This is a genomic window from Microcoleus sp. K1-B1 (assembly GCF_036704705.1).
Classification (GTDB): domain Bacteria; phylum Cyanobacteriota; class Cyanobacteriia; order Cyanobacteriales; family Microcoleaceae; genus Microcoleus.
Window position 1 is genome coordinate 1 of record NZ_JAUBSH010000171.1, and the last position, 4263, is coordinate 4263.

Consider the following 4263-nt stretch of genomic DNA (forward strand, 5'->3'; position numbering starts at 1 on the left):
AATCGCTGGTATTTATAATTATGAACTTTCTTTAAAGACTAAATTAGAGAGCGCCTGAGACTTTCGCAAGAGGTCTAGTAATGGCAGGTATGGTAGCGCAAGTTAATGCGGCCAGTCAGGAAGTTCAGAAACAGAATTTGCCATCGGTACAAGCACAGGCTAACCCTAGTCAGCCGATACCCGTAGCGTTGCCGACGGATGCAAAAATTTCTATGAAAAAGGGCACACCACAAAGCGGTAGAGTTGTAGAGATTGATGAGAAAACGCAAAAAATATCGCTCCAGCGAGGGAGGGACAAGGTATCGATCCCGTTGGGTCAAATTGATAAAATCGTGTTTTCCCAAAGTGCGGTGGTTTATCGTAGAAATCGGTGGCCAGTTTATCGGGGCTATGGCACTTCAGCGAAAGGCCGTCGAGAGACTTGGCGCGGTATTCCCATGAAGGCTTTTCGCTTGCTAGATCCGAATCAAGGTCAAGCGGAGGTGAAGCTAGAGTCTGTTCTTTCTCTTGACAAGTTGGACAGTATAAGGTCAGTTATGGTTGGAGATGGGAAAAATAAACCACAATTTGTCGTCGATGAAATGCAGTTTGATGTGCAGAAAAAGACGATCACAATTGCAGCGACTCCGTATTGAGTCCGTCGGGGGTTTAAACCTTTGCATCATCGCAAAAGTCCGTCGGGGGTTTAAACCCCCGCCTCATAGCGAAAGTCCTCTAAAGAGGACTGAAGAGTAGAATTTGGGGGGCCAGAAACCGGGTTTTTACGAAAATATTTCGTTGTTACCCACAAATTAGGTAAACACATTCGACTTCGCTCAGTGCTTTGGTCGGAGTGTGTCCAGAACTGTCTATTTCAATTCAAATCTTGCATCATTCTCGCTCTTGCAGTCCTCTTCAGAGGACTTTCGCTATGAGGCAGGGGTTTTAACCCTTGCCGGACTGTTGCAACTTGCCGGACTGTTGCAACAAATGTAAAATATCAGTGGCACTAGAATTAAAATCCCAACTCTCTTTACTAAAACCGATGGAAAACATAAATCTTAAAGAAGAAGTCCGCAGCTTAATCGATAAATTACCTGAAAACTTTACTTTGTCTGACCTGATATCTGCAATTTATCTCAGGAAAAGGATGCCATCTCAATCAATTCAAGTTAAAGGTATCACAGAAACAGTTGAAGCAGAAACTTTGCATGAAGCTGAAGCATCTTCGCCTACACCTAGCCGATTTGGGAGCGATCGAGGACTAATTACAACTTCTGATGACTTTGATGAACCGCTGGAGTTATTGCCATCACCGTTAGTCAATAGCTTGCTGGAAAAAGCTAAAGAATTGACTAAAGTATCTGCTGAATTAACTGAAATTATTGCTAAGCTTGAGAAAGAAAGCCAGATTGAGCAACCTCAAAATTTTTGGGAAGCAATCCAAAAGTTTCGTCAAGAAAACAATCTAGAAGAAGCAGGAATTGAGGCAGAAGTTTTTGAGGGACTTAGAGATTCATCACCAGGGCGCGAGGTTGTTTTGTGAGTTTGCGATTTTTATTAGATACTAACGTACTTTCGGAACCAACTCGACCAATTCCGAATGCAAATGTAGTCAAAATGTTAGAGCAATATAAAGAAGAAGTTGCGACGGCAACAGTTGTATTTCACGAACTTTTATTTGGGTGTAAGCGACTTCCTGAATCAAGGAAACGTCGAATTTTAGAAAGTTATCTCTATGAGACAGTTCGAGTTCAAATTCCTCTGCTGCCTTATGATGCTAATGCTGCCATCTGGCAGGCGACAGAAAGAGCGCGTCTCTCCAGTATTGGAAAAACCCCAGCATTCGCAGACGGTCAAATTGCGGCGATCGCTAAAGTAAACGAATTGATACTTGTGACGAACAATGTTTCAGACTTTGCAGATTTTTTCGAGTTGAAAATAGAAAATTGGTATGTGTAAATATCGCCTTATCATTGCACAAGCAATGGTGGAAGGAATACCCATATTAAGTAATAATTCTGCGTTTGATACCTATTTTATTAATCGAATTTGGTGATTTATAAAAATTATGAAACGATTTATCAGCAGTGTTTTGGTTTTGGGTGTGTGTCTGACTCCTCTGACTGTGCCGCTGATGGTTCAACCGAGTTGGGGGCAAAGTCGAGATTCACAGGTTGAAGAACTACAGAGACTTATACAGCAATCAAAGCAACAGCAAGAGGCAAAAAAACATCTACAGGCAATAGAAACATGGCAGCAGGTTCTAGCCATTGCCAGACAATTTAAAGATAAAAAGAATGAAGCCTTAGCACTCAATCAAATTGGTTTTAACTACGGCAAGAGATCCCAGTTTCAAGAAGCATTGAAATACTATAAGCAAGCTTTACCAATTACGCGGTCAGTGGGCATCGCGTTAGGGAAGCCATTACTTTGAGTAATATTGGCGCAGTGCACAACAGCGTCGGAGATCCGCAAGAAGCATTGAAATACTATAACCAAGCTTTACCAATTATGCGGTCAGTGGGCGATCGCTCTGGGGAAGCTACTACTTTGAGTAATATTGGTTTAGCGTACCACAGCACCTGTAAACCGCAAGAAGCATTGAAATACTATAACCAAGCTTTACCAATTATGCGGTCAGTGGGCGATCGCAACGGGCAAGCTGTTACTTTGAGTAATATCGGTTTAGTCTACAACAGCATCGGAGATCCGCAAGAAGCATTGAAATACTATAACCAAGCTTTACCAATTATGCGGTCAGTGGGCGATAGCTCTGGGAAATCTGCTACTTTGAATAATATCGGTTTAGCGTACCACAGCATCGGACAGCCACAAGAAGCATTGAAATACTACAACCAAGCTTTACCCATTAAGCGGTCAGTGGGCGATCGCTCTGGGGAAGCTGCTACTTTGAGTAATATTGGTTTTGCCTATCGAGATACGAAGCAACCGACTCAAGCGCTCGCAAATTGGCAGCAATCCGTCCAAATTACCTTAGAAATGCGGAGTGGTTTACAACGAGAAAATCGCCAAAAATTTCTAGAAGCTAATAGATGAACTCCGATCGCCCTCACATCCCTCCTCATCGACCAAAACCAAGCCGATCGCGCTTTTCAATGGATCAACATCGCCACCACAGCCGATCTCGCCGACTACACCCGCTTAATTGATGCCAAAGTAGCCAACCCCCAAGCACAAAAAGCCCTTGACGAGTGGAATCAAAAAAATCAACAACTCCAATTCCTCCGCCGCCAACTCGAAGACAACTTCTCAGAAAATTTAGCCCGACAAATGCGGGAGTTAGAAACAGAAGTCAACCGCAAAGCCGAAGAAATCTCCCGCCAATTCCCGGAAGTCGCCGAACTCTTTGAAACCACACCCAAAGACATAGCCCAACTGAAAGCAAGTATCGCACCAGATACCGTTGTCATTCAACCCGTCTTGCTGACAAATATCACAAATTTCCCCAATACCGTCGCCCTATTTGTCTTGACAAAAGACAGTTTAAGTGTTAAAAAAATTCCGATAAACCCCGCAGAATTCGACAAACTCCTCACTCAATACCGCGAACAACTGCAAAATACTGGCGACCCCAACGTCACCGTAACTGGCAGCAAACTCTACGAAATCCTGATTCGTCCGATCGAAGACCAAATTAAAGCTACTTCCGCCAAACAATTGAGCATCATCGCCACGGGCAAACTGCGCTATATCCCCTTTGAAACGCTGTATGACGAACAAACTGATGAATTCCTCATCCAGAAATATCCCGTCAACTATCTCACCCGCATTTCCACAAGGTCAATTCCCAATTCTACATTACAAGGCGGAGTCTTAGCATTAGGAAATCCCATCCCCCGTGCTCCGCAAAATTTAGCTGGTACAGAAGAAGAAGTTAGAAATATCGCTCAATTATTCCCCGGAAGTTCCGCCTATATCGGCAATGCCGCGACTCTCGACCAATTCAAAACTCAAGCACCCCGCTTTCCCTTTTTGCATCTAGCAACTCACGGCTGTTTCCAACAGGGAGGCTGTCAAAAATTGGGCATGGAGGAAAATACCCTGCTATTTGCTGACAGCCAATTCAATATTCGCGATGCCGCCTTATTAGGATTGCAAAACACCAGACTCCTCACCTTAAGCGCTTGTCAAACTGCTATGCAAGCGAATTCTAACGGTGAAGAAATATCGGGAGTTGCCTATGTACTGTAGTTTAGACTAAAAAATCAGTGCAGCTAAAAGTAGCAGCCTTTTAGCAGAAGGCAAGCTGTTGCTCAAAAA

6 protein-coding genes are annotated in these 4263 nt (G+C 43.6%); all 6 read left to right on the forward strand.

Annotated elements, in window-relative coordinates; all coding sequences use genetic code 11:
* The first annotated feature begins 89 nt into the window (after positions 1–89).
* The 6 genes from QUA83_RS29990 to QUA83_RS30015 all read left to right on the forward strand — a co-directional run bounded on the left by QUA83_RS29990 (position 90) and on the right by QUA83_RS30015 (position 4194).
* Complete coding sequence (locus QUA83_RS29990) at positions 90–635, forward strand: hypothetical protein (RefSeq protein WP_333297839.1); 546 nt, start codon at positions 90–92, stop codon at positions 633–635.
* 347 nt (positions 636–982) lie between these two features.
* Entirely contained in the window at positions 983–1525 is a 543-nt protein-coding gene (locus QUA83_RS29995) for a hypothetical protein (protein WP_333297840.1), read from the forward strand.
* Positions 1522–1941 (forward strand): type II toxin-antitoxin system VapC family toxin, encoded by a 420-nt coding sequence (locus tag QUA83_RS30000; RefSeq protein ID WP_333297841.1) that lies wholly within the window; start codon positions 1522–1524, stop codon positions 1939–1941. Before QUA83_RS29995 ends, QUA83_RS30000 begins: the two co-directional genes overlap by 4 nt.
* A gap of 109 nt (positions 1942–2050) precedes the next feature.
* A complete protein-coding gene (locus QUA83_RS30005) occupies positions 2051–2416 on the forward strand; it encodes a tetratricopeptide repeat protein (protein WP_333297843.1) in 366 nt (121 codons plus the stop codon).
* A complete protein-coding gene (locus tag QUA83_RS30010) occupies positions 2413–3039 on the forward strand; it encodes a tetratricopeptide repeat protein (protein ID WP_333297845.1) in 627 nt (208 codons plus the stop codon). Before QUA83_RS30005 ends, QUA83_RS30010 begins: the two co-directional genes overlap by 4 nt.
* 234 nt (positions 3040–3273) lie before the next feature.
* Positions 3274–4194: a CHAT domain-containing protein gene (locus QUA83_RS30015; protein ID WP_333297847.1), complete on the forward strand. Its 921-nt coding sequence runs from the start codon at positions 3274–3276 to the stop codon at positions 4192–4194.
* Positions 4195–4263 lie beyond the last annotated feature (69 nt).